At 39.6% G+C, this 14,820-nt stretch carries 17 protein-coding genes; 15 read left to right on the plus strand and 2 right to left on the minus strand.

Going from position 1 to position 14,820, the window contains the following annotated elements:
* From nadA to rfaD, 8 genes are all read left to right on the plus strand, one after another.
* On the plus strand, window positions 1–460 hold a 460-nt coding region (nadA, locus tag MV676_RS02735; protein ID WP_297445061.1), incomplete at its 5' end, for a quinolinate synthase NadA.
* Window positions 461–469: 9 nt separating this feature from the next.
* Window positions 470–937 (plus strand): hypothetical protein, encoded by a 468-nt coding sequence (locus MV676_RS02740; RefSeq protein ID WP_297445063.1) that lies wholly within the window; start codon window positions 470–472, stop codon window positions 935–937.
* A gap of 12 nt (window positions 938–949) precedes the next feature.
* Window positions 950–1,366 (plus strand): NIL domain-containing protein, encoded by a 417-nt coding sequence (locus tag MV676_RS02745; protein WP_022847172.1) that lies wholly within the window; start codon window positions 950–952, stop codon window positions 1,364–1,366.
* Window positions 1,367–1,375: 9 nt separating this feature from the next.
* Complete coding sequence (locus MV676_RS02750; RefSeq protein WP_297445065.1) at window positions 1,376–1,609, plus strand: hypothetical protein; 234 nt, start codon at window positions 1,376–1,378, stop codon at window positions 1,607–1,609.
* Window positions 1,606–2,523, plus strand: coding sequence for an ornithine carbamoyltransferase (gene argF / locus MV676_RS02755; protein WP_297445067.1), 918 nt, complete (start codon window positions 1,606–1,608; stop codon window positions 2,521–2,523). Before MV676_RS02750 ends, argF begins: the two co-directional genes overlap by 4 nt.
* A 13-nt stretch (window positions 2,524–2,536) precedes the next feature.
* A complete protein-coding gene (locus tag MV676_RS02760; protein ID WP_297445069.1) occupies window positions 2,537–3,541 on the plus strand; it encodes a 3-dehydroquinate synthase II in 1,005 nt (334 codons plus the stop codon).
* Between the two features lie 16 nt (window positions 3,542–3,557).
* Window positions 3,558–3,845: a hypothetical protein gene (locus MV676_RS02765; RefSeq protein ID WP_022847176.1), complete on the plus strand. Its 288-nt coding sequence runs from the start codon at window positions 3,558–3,560 to the stop codon at window positions 3,843–3,845.
* Window positions 3,842–4,786, plus strand: a complete 945-nt coding sequence (gene rfaD / locus MV676_RS02770) for an ADP-glyceromanno-heptose 6-epimerase (protein WP_297445072.1) — start codon at window positions 3,842–3,844, stop codon at window positions 4,784–4,786. Before MV676_RS02765 ends, rfaD begins: the two co-directional genes overlap by 4 nt.
* A gap of 158 nt (window positions 4,787–4,944) precedes the next feature.
* Here the strand turns inward: rfaD and dnaB are convergent, their stop codons facing one another.
* Both dnaB and trpE read right to left on the minus strand, forming a co-directional pair.
* Entirely contained in the window at window positions 4,945–6,396 is a 1,452-nt protein-coding gene (gene dnaB / locus MV676_RS02775) for a replicative DNA helicase (RefSeq protein WP_297445074.1), read from the minus strand.
* Window positions 6,397–6,414: 18 nt separating this feature from the next.
* Window positions 6,415–7,911, minus strand: a complete 1,497-nt coding sequence (gene trpE / locus MV676_RS02780; RefSeq protein ID WP_297445075.1) for an anthranilate synthase component I — start codon at window positions 7,909–7,911, stop codon at window positions 6,415–6,417.
* Between the two features lie 127 nt (window positions 7,912–8,038).
* Here trpE and MV676_RS02785 point away from each other — a divergent pair, with 127 nt between their 5' ends.
* From MV676_RS02785 to rnr, 7 genes are all read left to right on the plus strand, one after another.
* Window positions 8,039–8,602 (plus strand): TetR/AcrR family transcriptional regulator, encoded by a 564-nt coding sequence (locus MV676_RS02785; protein WP_022847185.1) that lies wholly within the window; start codon window positions 8,039–8,041, stop codon window positions 8,600–8,602.
* 332 nt (window positions 8,603–8,934) lie between these two features.
* A complete protein-coding gene (locus MV676_RS02790; RefSeq protein WP_297445077.1) occupies window positions 8,935–9,528 on the plus strand; it encodes a CDP-alcohol phosphatidyltransferase family protein in 594 nt (197 codons plus the stop codon).
* On the plus strand, window positions 9,525–10,535 hold the full coding sequence (gene mltG / locus MV676_RS02795) for an endolytic transglycosylase MltG (protein WP_297445078.1): 1,011 nt from the start codon (window positions 9,525–9,527) through the stop codon (window positions 10,533–10,535). The genes MV676_RS02790 and mltG overlap by 4 nt, the downstream gene beginning before the upstream one ends.
* A 14-nt stretch (window positions 10,536–10,549) precedes the next feature.
* The gene (locus tag MV676_RS02800) at window positions 10,550–11,704 is read left to right on the plus strand and encodes an ATP cone domain-containing protein (protein ID WP_022847189.1); all 1,155 of its coding nucleotides are present in this window, start codon (window positions 10,550–10,552) and stop codon (window positions 11,702–11,704) included.
* Window positions 11,701–12,078: a fluoride efflux transporter CrcB gene (gene crcB, locus MV676_RS02805; RefSeq protein ID WP_297445079.1), complete on the plus strand. Its 378-nt coding sequence runs from the start codon at window positions 11,701–11,703 to the stop codon at window positions 12,076–12,078. Before MV676_RS02800 ends, crcB begins: the two co-directional genes overlap by 4 nt.
* Window positions 12,075–12,866, plus strand: a complete 792-nt coding sequence (locus tag MV676_RS02810) for a TlyA family RNA methyltransferase (protein ID WP_297445080.1) — start codon at window positions 12,075–12,077, stop codon at window positions 12,864–12,866. The genes crcB and MV676_RS02810 overlap by 4 nt, the downstream gene beginning before the upstream one ends.
* 98 nt (window positions 12,867–12,964) lie before the next feature.
* On the plus strand, window positions 12,965–14,820 hold a 1,856-nt coding region (gene rnr, locus MV676_RS02815), incomplete at its 3' end, for a ribonuclease R (protein ID WP_297445081.1).

Raw genomic sequence — 14,820 nt, forward strand, 5'->3', positions numbered from 1 at the left:
AAACCTTGGTAGCTATGTCGCCGAGCAGGTGAAGGACAAGGAGATAAAACTCTGGAACGGTTACTGTCCGGTTCATGAAAAACTTACTGCCCAATGGCTGGAACCTTTGAAGAAAAAATATCCGAACGCAGAGGTTGTTGTTCATCCCGAATGTTCTCCTTCTGTGAGAAAGCTTGCCGATTTTATAGGTAGCACATCTCAGATAATTAGACACGTGAAGGCTTCCGATAAAGATAGCTTTATTGTCGGGACAGAAAGGGGAATTATCCATCAGCTTAAGAAGATTAAGCCTGAAGCAACATTCATTTCTGCCTATGAAACTTTTATCTGCGACCAGATGAGAATGATAACACTTGATAGAATAGCTAATTCACTTAAAAATGGTGTTTATGAAGTGAAGGTTGATGCCGAAACTGCAAAAAAGGCGAAAAGCGCAATAGAGAGAATGCTTGCACTTTAGGAGGATTAAATGGCCTTACCTCAGGGTAAAAGATTTGAAGTTTCACAGGAACCGCTTTTTATAGTGCTGCCGATTTTTATAGATGTTCTTTTTCTCATAGCGGCAATTATGGCACACGGCATTTTAAGGCTTCTTCTTTTTGGAATACTTGTTGCCCTTCTTTATCTTCTCTACCGCCAGCTTAAACCAATACTTACCAACTACAGGTTTGTTATGACGCCTAAATCTATCTGGATAGAGAATTTTTTAGGTAATAAGGTTAGAGAGGTTGACTGGAAAAAGGTAGAAGCTGCGGCCGCAGGTTATAAGGTTACGCTGAAAAAAATCTACCTTTACAACTTTTACTTCAGGGTTAAAAAAGAGGAAGACCTGATATTTGCCGTTACGACGATCAAACCTGACCTTGCCTCAAAATTCCAGCATTTTATAAGGGTTTTTGTAAGGAAGAAGATACCCATACAGATTGTCAAACCGTAGGAGATGGATTGAATGAAAGAGTCTTCTGTTAAGCTTGTTCTTACGTTTCCAAAGGAGACGTGGGATAAACCGGTTATCTATAAGCTTGTGAAAGATTACGACCTTGTCGTTAATATATTGAGGGCTGAAATACTTCCAAAGATGGAAGGTTCTGCCGTTCTTGAGCTTAAGGGAGATTCTGACAGTTTAAAAAGAGCTGTTAAGTTTCTCAAGGGAATCAACGTAAAGGTTAGACCTCTTGAGCTTGACATATTCAGGGAAGATGAAAAGTGTATTCACTGCGGTGCGTGTATAGCACCGTGTCCGACGAACGCTTTTTACCTTGATCCTGTGACGTTTAGGGTTGAGTTTGACAAGACAAAGTGTGTTGGTTGCGGCCACTGTATCCCTGCCTGTCCGACGCGCATAATCTACTCGCCGGAGTTTTAGGAGGAGAGGGTGTTTCAGATACTTCTTGTGATGCTGCTTCTTTTGATAGTTATGCTGTTTCTTTTCAGTCTGAAGATATATTTTATGCTTGAAGGATTTTCACATAAACTTATGGAGATAGACGCCAGACTTTTAAAGATAGAAAAAGAATATTTTGAACTTAAGGCAAAGGTGGACCACATGGATACCAGTTTTAAGATGACAATGCAGAAATTAAATAGCTTGTTTAGGAGTGATAAATGAAGGACTTTATCTCTATGCTTGACATCACTAAAGAGGAACTTGCAGAACTTCTTGAGGCTACGGCAGTTATAAAAGAGAAACAGAAGAAAGGAGAAGTTTTTCAACCGTTAAAGGGAAAAACGGTTGCTTTAATATTTGAGAAGCCTTCAACAAGGACTAGAGTTTCTTTTGAAGTTGGCGTTTTCCAGCTTGGAGGACACGGCGTTTACATGGATACGAAAGGTTCTCAGCTGGGTAGAGGAGAACCGCTTAAAGATACAGCAAGAGTCCTCTCAAGGTACGTTGACGGTATCGTTATCAGGACGTTTGGTCAGGACAGAGTCGTAGAGATAGCAAGGTATTCAAAGGTTCCTGTTATTAACGCCCTTACCGATGAGGAGCATCCGTGTCAGGTAGTTGCCGACCTATTTACCATAAAAGAGTATTTAAGAGAGCTTAAAGGTCTAAAAGTTGCTTACCTTGGTGATGGTAACAACATGTGCAACTCCTGGCTTATTGGTGCTGCTATGACAGGAATAAACTTTTACGCTGCAACGCCTGAAGGTTATGAGCCACTGCCGTTTTACATTGAAAAGGCAAAAGAGATAGCCAGGAGCACCGGTTCGGAGATAGTTGTGACTCATGATCCTCTGGAGGCAGTTAAGGATGCTGATGTTGTCTATACCGACGTCTGGGCAAGCATGGGACAGGAAGAAGAGGCAGAAAAGAGAAAAAGATTATTTATGCCTTATCAGGTGAACATGAAGCTTTTGAAGCATGCAAAACCTGATGTTCTCTTTATGCATTGTCTTCCAGCCCACAGAGATGAGGAAGTTACAGATGAGGTTATAGAGAGTTGCCGTTCAATTGTCTGGGATCAGGCTGAAAACAGATTGCATGCCCAGAAGGCGCTTCTTACAAAGCTGATAAAGTGAGGGAGGAATAGATATGTCAAAAGAACTTATTGTAAGGGTTAAAAGCCCTGAAGATAAAACCGTTGTTACAACAGCCCTTGAGTCTGGTGTTTTTGCCCTGCTGCTTGAAAACGGTGGCAGTGAGAAGATAAAGAAACTTGCAAGGGTTAAAACAATTGCACCTGATGGAGATTACAAGTTAGGTGAGGATTTTATCGTTGTTGAGATAAAGAACAAGCAGGATGAGGAACTGGCGGCGAAGTATCTAAAGCAGGGAAAGAACGTTATTGTTAAAACAACCGACTGGACGATTATCCCTATAGAAAACCTTCTTGCCCAGGGTGACAACCTGTACGCGTGGGTGAGAAACGCAGAAGAAGCCAAAACTGCCATAACAATTCTTGAAAAGGGGACGAAGGGTGTGGTTCTTGACACCGAGGACATAAACGAGATTAAGAAGACCGGTGAAGTTATAAGGCTTGCCGGTGAGAGTGTTAACCTTAAAACGGCAACAATTAAAAAGATAACACCTATAGGAATGTGTGATAGGGTGTGCATAGATACGGCTTCTCTCATGGAAAGGGGGGAAGGAGCGTTAGTTGGCAACTCTTCTGCCGGTATGTTTCTTGTTCATGCCGAAACAGAGTCCAACCCTTACGTTGCAGCAAGACCCTTCAGGGTAAATGCAGGTGCTGTTCACATGTACGTCAGATTGCCCGGCGGAAAGACAAAGTACCTTTCAGAGATAAAGAGCGGCGACGAGATTATGATTTACAACTATAAAGGCGAAGGAAGAGTAGCTTACGTTGGAAGGGCTAAAGTTGAAAGAAGGCCTATGCTTTTAGTAGAGGCTGAAACAGAAGACGGCAAAAAGGTTGCTGGAATCCTTCAAAATGCTGAAACAATCAGACTTACAACGCCTGAAGGTAATCCGATATCCGTTGTTGAGTTAAAACCGGGAGATAAAGTTCTTGTTTATACTGAAAAGCCCGGAAGACATTTCGGAATGAAGGTTGAAGAGACAATCATAGAAAAATGATAAGCGGAGGTAAAAGATGGACAGCTATTTCAGAGAGTTTCTTGCAGATATTCCCGATTCAGGCCTTGGAGAAGATAGAATATGTGATGTTTTCGTTCAGAGGGTTTACGATGACCCTACAAAGGCTACAAGCTTTAAGTGGGCCGTTTCCATTATGAGGTTTAAGGGTAACGACCTTGAAGAGGCAAAAACCCTTGCAACGTTCGTAAACTATAAACTTGCCCTTGATTTTGGCAAGAAGGTAAAGGAGGCTTTTGAGAAAAAAGGGTATGAGACATATCTCAAGGGAGAGGTTGGAGAATGAGATTTCTTGTTACCGGCGGTGCAGGATTTATAGGTTCAAACCTTGCCTTCGAACTTAAGAAACGGTATCCGGATGCGGAGGTTGTTATTCTTGACGACTTTTCTTCAGGTCATTTTAAAAATCTTATAGGTTTTGACGGTGAAATAATAACCGGTTCAATTACCGATGACAATGTTATTGAAGAGATAGAAAAGAGAAACTTTGATGCTATCTTTCATCAGGCGGCAAATGTTGACACAACAGACCACAGACAGAAAGAAATGATGGAAACAAACTGTGAGGCTTTTAAAAAGATTCTGAATGCCGCCTTGAAAACGAAAGCTTCCGTCATTTACGCTTCTTCTGCCGCCGTTTACGGAAATGGCGATATTCCCATGAAGGTTCATCAACCTCTTTTCCCTGAAAATGTTTACGGTTTTTCAAAATATGCGATGGATATGTTTACCTATAAGTTTATGAAAGAGCATCCACAGATGCATGTTGTGGGTCTCAGATATTTCAATGTTTACGGTCCCCGTGAGATGTTCAAAGGAAAAATGGCAAGCATGATTTTAAAGTTAACTGTTCAGATAATGAAGGGGAAAAGACCGAGGCTTTTCAAATGGGGAGAGCAGAAGAGAGACTTTGTCTATGTTATGGATTGTGTTGAAGCCAACATAAAGGCTTATGAGAGTTTTAAAAACGGTATCGTAAACGTTGGAACAGGCAGAGCCAGAAGCTTTAACGAGGTTGTTGACGTTATCAAAAAAACTTTGGGTGTGGATGTTGAAACGGAATACTTTGACAATCCCTATGACTTTTATCAGAACTATACGGAAGCTGATTTGACCAATACAAAAGAAATACTTGGCTGGACACCTCAGGTTCAGATAGAAGAAGGCATTCCTGCATACATAGACTGGATTAGAGAAAACGTGAACATCAATAAACTTGATTTTTAGACATATTCCCTAAATTTTCTGCTGAAAAAGCGGTGCCTGCAAATATAATGAGAGATAGATATACCACTACCAGTTTTTTCATTAAATCCCCGTAGATACTTTAATTAAAATTTATAATCGTACAAACAGAATATTAAGTTGGTTTAATTAAATTGAATTCAAAATTCAAACCCGTAATCTTCATCCCCTTCATCAAATGTAAAATCAGGCGGTGAGGAAGGTTTTGACTCCTCCATTATTATTGGCGGTTCTTCTTCAAGGTTCTCTTCTTCACTTTTTATAAGTTCTGTTTCTTTCAGGTTTTCAAACCTTGTAAGATCTTTTATAAAGGAAAGAGTTATCATTCCGGTAGGACCGTTTCTCTGTTTTGCTATGATGATTTCTGCTATTCCCCTCTCTTCCGGTGGAGGGTCTTTTTTGTAGACTTCCGGCCGGTGGATGAACATTACGACATCCGCATCCTGCTCTATTGAACCACTTTCTCTCAAATCTGCAAGCTGAGGTCTTTTGTCTGAACGGTGTTCAACCTGACGGGACAGCTGGGATAGTGCTATTACAGGTATGTTCAGCTCCTTTGCCAGTCCTTTAAGGGAGCGGGAGATTTCAGATACTTCCTGCTGTCTATTTTCCGTTTTTCTTATTCCCCTCATAAGCTGAAGGTAGTCAACGATTATAAGATCGACGCTTTTTTCACTTTTAAGTCTTCTCGCTTTTGCCCTCATCTCAAGGACGGATATGCCTGGTGTGTCATCGATGTAGATAGGTGCTTCCCTTACTGTGTCTGCCGCTTCTATAAGTCTGTCAAGTTCCTGTGAGGACAGGAATCCAGAACGGATTTTGTGAAGTGGAATGCCAGAGGCCTGGGCTAAAAGTCTTGTTATTAACTGCTCTTTTGACATTTCAAGTGAGAAAACGGCTACGCTTTTTCCCCTTTCAACAGCTACATTGTAGGCTATGGATAGGGCAAAAGCTGTTTTTCCCATAGATGGCCTTGCCGCTATAATTATCAGGTCTGAGTCTTGAAGTCCTGAAGTTTTGGTGTCGAGATCAGAAAAACCGGTTGGAATGCCGGTAACCATTTCTCTTTTAACGGCGAGTTTTTCTATTTCCTCAATAACTTTTGGGACGATTTCCGACACAGGAACTAATGTGTTTGTTACTCTTTCTTCAGAGAGGGCGAAAACCTTCCTCTCTATGTCATCTATCAGCACGTCCGGGTCGGGTGTTTCTTCCATCTTTTTTGGAATTTCTTCTGTGATATCAATAATCTTTCTCAAGAGGGCTTTATCTTTAACTATTTTACAGGCAGATTCAAACTTCTCATAGTTGTCAAGGGCAAATTCTATCATGTACGAGAGGTATTCTTCGCCGCCAACATTTTCAAGTAAGCCCCTCTTTTCGAGTTCATCTTTGTAGGAAATTTCATTCAACTGATTTTCTGTGTATCCTTCCGCCAAAAGCATCTTGAGAAACTTAAAGAACTGTTTATGTTCTTTTTTGAAGAAATCTTCTGGATTTAAAAGTTCTACCGCCCTGAAAGCAAATGAAGGCTGAATAATTACTGTTCCGAGAACTTTCAGTTCGGCTTCTATGTCAAAGGGTTTCATCATTTACCTCTTATTAAAGTGTCAGTCATGAAATTTAAGTCCTTTTTCGGCGAACTCAACGGCTTTGAATACTGCTCTTGCCTTGTTCAGAGTTTCCTTCACCTCAAGTTCCGGTTTTGAGTCTGCGACAATTCCGGCACCTGCCTGAACGTAAACCTTGTCCTTTCTAACGATGGCAGTTCTTATTGCTATTGCGGTATCCATGTTTCCGTCAAAGGAGAAATACCCTACGGCTCCTGCGTAAACACCCCTTTTCGAAGGTTCCATCTCTTCAATGATTTCCATTGCACGAACCTTTGGTGCGCCTGATACTGTTCCTGCCGGAAAGCACGCTTTCAGGACGTCAAACGCATCAAAACCTTTTTTAAGCTTTCCCACGACATTTGAAACAATGTGCATAACGTGGGAGTATCTCTCTATGATCATAAGGTCTGTTACCTTTACGGTTCCATTTTCTGCTACTCTACCAACGTCGTTTCTTGCAAGATCAACTAACATAATGTGTTCCGCCTTTTCCTTTTCGTCGGATAAGAGCTCCCTTTCCATTGCAAGATCTTCTTCTTCTGTCTTTCCCCTGCGCCTTGTACCGGCTATCGGCCTTGTTTCAATTTTTCCGTCTGTCAATCTTACCAATACCTCTGGTGATGCACCTACGATTTGGAAATCGTTATAGTCAAGCAGATACATGTAAGGAGATGGATTGATGAACCTTAAAGCCCTATAGAGGGTGATGGCATCGCTTTTAAAAGGTTTTTCAAACCGTCTTGATAAAACCACCTGTATGATGTCGCCGGCTCTTATGTACTCTTTTGCCCTTTCAACGGCTTTTGCAAAGTCTGAGTCTGAGAAGTTCACCTTCCACTCTTCACTTGGAGCTATTGCTTTGTTAACAAGTTTTTCCGGGGTGTTTTCAGAGAGGTTGTTTTCTATCTCTTCGATGGATGATACAGCTTCTTCGTATATTTCCTCTATTGGAGAATAATCCCTTTCTATTATGTATCCTATTATTTTTATGGTTTTTGAAACGTTATCGAAAATTATTAAATTTCTTGGTATTGAAAAGACCATATCATACAGCATGGAGTCTTCTTTGTCTCTTTTAGAAAAACCTGCCACTCTTGGTTCAAAGAACTTAACGGTATCGTAACCTAAGTAACCAAAAAAACCACCCCACATTCTGGGTAAGTTTTCGTCTTTAAAAGGTCTGTACCTTCTAAACTCTTCTCTCAAGATTTCTAAAGGGTCGGTTTCTATCTCTATTACTTCTATTCTTCCATTACGGTTTATCTCAACAAACCGTTCCTTGCTCTTAACAGTTATCAAGTTTCCAATGCCTATGATGGAATATCTTCCCCACTTTTCCCCACCTTCTACACTTTCAAGCAGTATGCTGGCACCTATATTTTTGAGCTTTACAAAAGCAGATAATGGTGTTTCAAAATCTGCTACAATCTCTCTGTATACAGGTATAAGGTTGAAGCCTCTTGCTGCAATCTCTTTTACGTCTTCCAATTTCATCCGTTTTCTCCACAGATAGTTGTAAGATAGAATTATAACCCTTAAAGAACCTAAAATGTTGTTTTAACGGTTTATGTATAATTAAACTCTGAAATTCTAAACCTTTTTTCTTTCAGGGGTTGATGTAATGAAAGACGCTATTTTAAAGGCCGCTGATAAGGTTTTCTCTACTTTTGGCTATCATGAGGCAAAAGTTGCTATGATTGCCCACGAAGCAGGTGTAGCCGTTGGAACTATATACAGATTTTTCAGTGGTAAGGATGAACTTTACAGGGAAGTCGTCAGGATGAAACTTTTTGAAATGGAAAGGCGCATCGTTAATGCTATCTCGGATAAACCGCCTCTTGATGCTCTGAGAGCTTATATTCACGAAGCTTTTACCTTCTTCGAAGAGAACAAGGAGTTTTTTAAGTTTTTTCTTCGAGATGTCGGGACGTTTTCGGTCGCTGACCTTGAAAAGTTCGGTCTGTCGTCATGGTACGACAATTTTATAAACAAGCTTACAAAGATGATAGATAGGGGAAAGCAGGAAGGGATTTTTAAGGATTTTGACAGTAAAATCGTAATGCTTTTCTTGTCCGGTGCGGTTAAGAATCTTGTATATTCTGAAGCCAAAGGCAGAATAAGGCAAAATATAGATTCAATAGAGGAAACCATATTTAAGATAATTACGGAAGGAATTAAGAAATGAAAAGGAGAAATACCATTTACCATTAAAAAACGATTTTTATTTGCGGCAATTGCTGCTGCTCTTTCGCCTTATGCCTTTGCAGGAAAAGGCTCTAAAAGTGGCTCCGGGAGCGGCAAAAGCATAATGATTCAAAATCATGGTGAGGAGCATAAAATCCGGCGGAGGACAAGGGCAGGCAACTGTACGGGAATAGTTAACGCGACAATGAACGAAACAATAATGAAAATCTATCATCAGTAAAAAGTTTGGCTATGCCAGTTAGAATGGGATTTCCGCCTTTTTATTTATCCTTTAGCGTATAATACAGCTAACACTTTACCAGGGTGGTTGTCATGATAAGTTCTACTAACATTAAACTCAAAGTCCAGAAAATGTTAAAGCCTCTTGCAGAAGCTTTTGATATGGTGGGCGTTACGCCGAATATCCTGACTGTTATGGGTTTTTTCCTCTCTCTGATTAGTGCTCTTCTTATATACAGGAAAATGTTTGCCATTGCCGGCTTTGTTTTTCTTTTCTCCGGAGCCTGTGATATGTTAGACGGCATTCTCGCACGGGTTAAAGGAAGAGTTACAAAAGCAGGTGCTTTTATGGATTCTTTCTTCGACAGGTACGCTGACTTCTTTCCCCTTGCAGCTTTTGTCATTCTTTCCACTAACAAACGGAATGTAATTATGGCCGTTTTAGGGTTGCTCTCTATTGTTGGTTCCTTTGCTACCAGCTATGCCAAAGCGAAGGCAGAATCTTTAGGTATCGAGTGTAAAGTGGGATTAATTGAAAGGCCGGAAAGATTTTTTATTATTCTTTTTGCTCTGTTTACAGGGTTTATCAGTGAGATGCTTCTATTTCTTGCCATATTTTCAAACTTTACCGCCTTTCAGAGATTCTTCTACACAATTAAAGCCTTAAAGAGAGAGTCCCAAAATTGAAGAGATATTTGTTTATTGCAGTATGTTTAATTCTTGCTATTTTTATGCTTAAATCAATCCTATTTTTTACATACAATAGAAAAATAAATACACGATTTTACGTTGAAAGGGGAGAATCTACCAACGAGGTTATTGTTAAATTATCCCGAAGTGGCATTATAAAATCAGCATTTTTATCTAAATTTTATGCGAAATTTAAAAAGATTAAAGTTAAAGCTGGGGAATACTCTATAAATGGAATTTATTCAGATAAAGACATTTTAGACATTCTTTCAAAAGGTCAGGTCCACTATGCGAAGTTTGTCATACCTGAAGGTTATAATCTTTTTGATGTGGCATCTGTTGTAGAGGCTTCTTTTCGTAACTGCAAAAAGGAAAGCTTTTTAAAACTTGCCTTCAATGCTACGTTTGTCCATTCTAAAGGTTTTAATTCCACATCTTTAGAAGGTTTTCTCTTTCCAGACACTTATCTTGTAAGCGATGATGCTTTCTGTAAAGATGTTATCGATGCAATGGTTGAAAATTTCAAGAGGAAGACGAATCCTCTGTTTAGAGATTACAAGCCACCCTCCATTGTTGAAAAGGCGCTGGGTAGCGTTGACATAAAAAAAATAATAACGGTGGCTTCAATTGTTGAAAAGGAGACTCCCGTTAGGTCAGAGAAACCAATAATAGCAGGCATCATTTATAAAAGACTCATAAAAAAAATGCCTCTTCAGTGTGATTCAACAGTTATCTATGCCTACAGACTAAAAGGAATTTTAAAAAGGGGATTAAAAGGGAAGGATATAAAGAATATAAAATCACCTTACAATACCTATTTTAGAAAAGGTTTACCACCAACACCTATATGTAATCCAGGTATCGATTCTATAAAAGCTGCCATGTATCCTGCAAATACACCGTTCCTTTACTTTTTTGCAGTTGACGGGAAACATATATTTTCAAAAACATATAAGGAACATCTTGCAAAAATGAGAAAGTATTACAATAGACATATAAGGTAGTTTCTGGAGGAGACTTGAAGAAAAAGAGGCGTTATGTAATAAGTGATACAGGTGAACGATATCCCTTTTCTCGGGGTGTTTTAGTCAAGTCTCTTATGAAACTGGGGCTTTCCATAGATGATTCCTATAAGGTTGCAGATAGAGTTGCTAAAACTTTCAAAGACGAGATAACACTTAAAGAACTTTCAAAGAGAGTTTATAAAGAGCTTAAGGAGTCCTACGGCAAAGAAATAGCAAAAAAGTACAAAAATTATCTTAAAAACAAAGAAATCTTAGTTGAAGAGGATAACTGCAGAGCCTCAGTGCCATTTTCAAAAGGTATTCTTGCCAACTCAATAAGGAGTGCCGGCCTTGATACCGCTGAAGCTTTCCAGATAGCTAAAAGCGTTGAGAAGGTTTTAAGACTTTCCGGAAAGCAGAGTGTTAAGCGTAAAGAGATAAGATCTCTCGTTGAAAGAATTTTGACCGAGAGATATGGTAAAGAGGTGGCGGCAAGGTACCTTGTCTGGAGGAAACTTAAAAATCTGAAAAAACCGATAATTATTCTGATTTCTGGTGCCACCGGCGTCGGAAAGTCAAAACTTGCCGCAGAGCTTACAACGATTTTTGACATCAACAGGATGGTTTCTACCGATTCTGTTAGGGAAGTTATGAGAAAGATGATTTCAAAAGATCTTGTTCCTTCTATCCATGTTTCAAGTTACGAGGCCGGTAAAGTTATTTACCGTTTCGGGGAAATGCCTAAAGAGGAAAAGATAATTTATGGTTATCTTGACCAGTCTGAGAAAGTATTGACAGGCGTTCAGGCTATTATTGATAGAGCCATAAAGGAAAATGTCAGTTTGATAGTTGAGGGCATTCACCTTATTCCCGGGGCTTTTAAAGAATCTAAAGAAATTGAGAAGGCCCATATTGTTCCAATACTTCTCACCACACTTGATGAAGATATTCACAAAAGCCGGTTTAAGACCCGGGAAAAGATTTCTCAGAGAACGAGTAAGAAGTATTTAAAAAATTTTAAATCCATAAGGCTCATTCAGGACTACCTCTATAAGCTTGCAAAAGAAGAAGGAATCCCTATAATAGACAATATAGACTTTGACCAGTCAAGGCAGAAAGCAATAGAGGTTATAACGGACAGACTACTCAAAGAGGTAGAAATATCATGATATTTCTCTACGTTGGAATTGGAGGATTTTTAGGGGCTATTTCAAGGTTTCTTATTGCCGGCTTTGTTCAGAAGCTTACCGGGAGCACATTTCCTTTCGGTACGCTTACAGTGAATGTTCTGGGGAGTTTTATCATCGGTATCCTTGCGATGCTGTTCAAAGATATCATTGCCCCTGAATGGAAGGGCCTTTTTATCACCGGTTTTTTGGGAGCTTTAACCACATTCTCATCATTCAGCTATGAAACGGTTGCTCTTATTCAGGATGGCCTTGTTCTTCAGGGTATTATGAATATTGCTCTGAATGTATTTCTCTGCTTAACGGCAACAGTTACCGGCATGTATCTTTACACGAAATTCTTGAGAGTGGTATGAAGAAAGAGAGACTGGATAGGGTTCTTGTTGATAGAGGATTTGTAAAAAGCAGGGAAAGAGCACGTGCCATTATAATGGCAGGCAAGGTTTTAGTCAATGGTAATATTGTTGACAAAGCGGGAACAAAGATTTCTGTTGACGCGAAGATAGAACTGAAAGGTAAAGATATTCCTTACGTTTCAAGGGGTGGATTAAAATTAGAAACTGCACTGAAAGCCTTTAACATAAACCCTGAAAACTGGGTTTGTCTGGATGTTGGTGCATCAACTGGTGGATTTACAGACTGCCTTTTGAAGCACGGTGCAAAAAAGGTTTATGCTGTTGATGTAGGTAAGGGTCAGCTTGACTGGAAGTTGAGAAATGATGAAAGGGTTATTTCAATAGAACAGTTTAACGCGCGCTATTTAACAGACAAAGAGGTGCCTGAAAAGGTTGATCTGATAGTCATAGATGTTTCTTTTATCTCTTTAACCAAAATATTGCCTGTTGTTAAGCAGTTTTTGAAGGATGACGGGCGGATAGTTGCACTTATAAAGCCTCAGTTTGAACTATCCAAAAAAGAGGTGGACAGGGGAAGAGGCGTTATTAAGTCACCGCAACTTCACAGGAAAGCGATAGATAAGATAATTGCTTTTTCAAAGAAAGAAAGGCTTTATCCTGTTAATCTCGTTCTGTCTGAGCCGAGGGGTCCCAAGGGAAATAAGGAATTTTTAATTCTTTTAACCAGAAATCCTGAAGATGATTCTTTGACAGACGACCGGATTGAAGAAGAAATATTAAAGAGTTGAAATTTTATAAAAAAGTCACAAATTAAAGGCAAAAATTAAACTAAAAAAGGCGGGTTGTGATTTTAACTATTTCCGCCAAACAATTTTCAGGAGGAACAATGGAAAAAAGAATTTTCGAAGCTTTACATAAATTGAACAAACCCCTTAAAGCAAGAGAGATAGCAAAGTTTTTAGGCATACCACCTGAAGAGAGAGAGGCTTTAAGAGAAAAGCTGAAAGAGATGGCTAAAAGCGGGAAGCTTGTAAAACTTAAAGGTGCAAAGTATGCCCTTCCGGAGAAGTTAAACCTAATTGTAGGTAAATTATGTGCTTATAAGGAAGGTTTTGGTTTTGTTGATCCGCTTGAAGGCGGCAAAGGCGTTTTTGTTCCAGGAAGAAACATGGCAGGGGCGATGAACGGAGATATTGTCGCTGTTCAAGTAGTAAAAGAAGGAAAAGATGGAAAGCGAGAAGGGAAAATTGTTTCTATCATTGACAGGGCTGTGAAAAAAGTTGTTGGAAGGGTTGAAAAGTATAAAAAACACTGCTTCGTTGTTCCTGAGGACAAAAGGATACGGTACGACGTTATTCTCACATCTGAAGATTTCAAAAACGTTGAAGACGGAGATTACGTTGTTGCAGAGATAATTTCTTATCCTTCAGAGACGAGAGGTCCTGTTGGTAGGGTTATTGAAAATCTCGGTAAAAGCGGTCCAAAACTTGATATAGAACTAATTATCAGAAAGTATGATCTTCCCGTTGAATTTCCGCAGGAGGTTTTGGAAGAGGCAGAAAAGATACCTCAAGAGGTTTCAATATCTGATATTAAAGGGAGGGTTGATTTAAGAGAGCAACTGACATTTACAATAGATGGAGAAACTGCCAGAGATTTTGACGACGCGGTTGCCATAGAAAAATTACCAAACGGTAATTACAGGCTTTTTGTTCACATTGCAGATGTTTCCCACTACGTTAAGCCGGGAAGTGCCCTTGATAAAGAGGCTTACAACAGAGGGACGAGTGTCTATTTTCCTGATAGATGTATTCCTATGCTTCCCGAAAGGCTTTCAAACGGTATCTGTTCCTTAAATCCTGATGTTGACAGATTGACCTTCACCTGTGAGATGGAGATAAACAGGCACGGCATAGTTGTTGATTACAAGATTTACGAAAGTGTTATTCACAGCAAAGCAAGACTTACTTACAATATAGCTCAGAAGATAATAGACGGTGATGAGGAAGCTAAACGTGATTTTCCCCATGTCGTTGAGTCTCTTAACCACATGTACCGGTTAGCACAGATTCTTCACAGAAAAAGGTACAAGAGGGGGAGTATTGACTTTGACCTTCCGGAGCCTGTAGTTGTTCTCAATGCGGAAGGGGAACCAATAGACATATACAAAGCGGAAAGACTTTGGTCTCACAGGCTGATAGAGGAATTTATGATTATTGCCAACGAGACTGTTGCAGAGTTTATGTTCTGGGCTGACTATCCGTCTGTTTACAGGATTCATGAATCGCCGGACAGGGAAAAACTTACAGAGTTTTTAAACTTTGTTAAATCCCTTGGCATAAAAGTTCCAAATATAAAAAACGATGTTCAACCCAAACTTCTTCAAAAGATTCTTGAACAGGTTGCAGGAAAACCGGAGGAAAAACTTGTTAATTACCTCATGCTAAGGACAATGGCAAGGGCAAAGTATTCCCCTGATAACATAGGGCATTTTGGACTTGCTTCAACCTGCTATACGCATTTTACATCACCTATAAGGCGTTATGCTGACCTTCAACTTCATCGTTTGATTAAAATGGCTTTGAAGGGCGAATTTAATAGTGACAACATATCTTTTTGGGAAGAAAAGCTTGAGAGGATATGTAAATACATTACGGGAAGATCCATTAACGCCGATGAAGCCGAAAGGGATGTTGTTCAACTTAAACAACTTCAGTATGCAGTAAACCACGTAGGCGAAGT

It is taken from the genome of Desulfurobacterium sp. (assembly GCF_027028515.1).
Classification (GTDB): Bacteria; Aquificota; Aquificia; order Desulfurobacteriales; family Desulfurobacteriaceae; genus Desulfurobacterium_A.